Here is a 228-nt window from a genome sequence, read left to right on the forward strand (position 1 = left end):
CGAAAAAATATAGAGAAACTTGCTGACGAAACCACTGATTCCGAACACCCTCTATGGTTATACTGGCATTGGGCTAACCGAAGCGACCAAGGTGCACTGGACAAGCTGTTGGCGTTAGAAGGCACCAAGAAAATGGAAACGCCTGAGCTTAAACTAGCGCTAGCCACCTATTACACTAAGAAAGACTCACAAAAAACCTTTGAGCTTCTGTACAGTGCACTTCGATTG

1 protein-coding gene is annotated in these 228 nt (G+C 45.2%); it reads left to right on the forward strand.

Going from position 1 to position 228, the window contains the following annotated elements; all coding sequences use genetic code 11:
• Positions 1-9: 9 nt before the first annotated feature.
• Positions 10-228, forward strand: a 219-nt coding sequence (locus R0K30_RS24010) for a DUF2989 domain-containing protein (RefSeq protein WP_410613597.1), incomplete at its 3' end; no start/stop codon positions are given.

Source organism: Bacillus sp. SIMBA_154 (genome assembly GCF_046536015.1).
Taxonomy (GTDB): domain Bacteria; phylum Bacillota; class Bacilli; order Bacillales; family Bacillaceae; genus Bacillus; species Bacillus pumilus_P.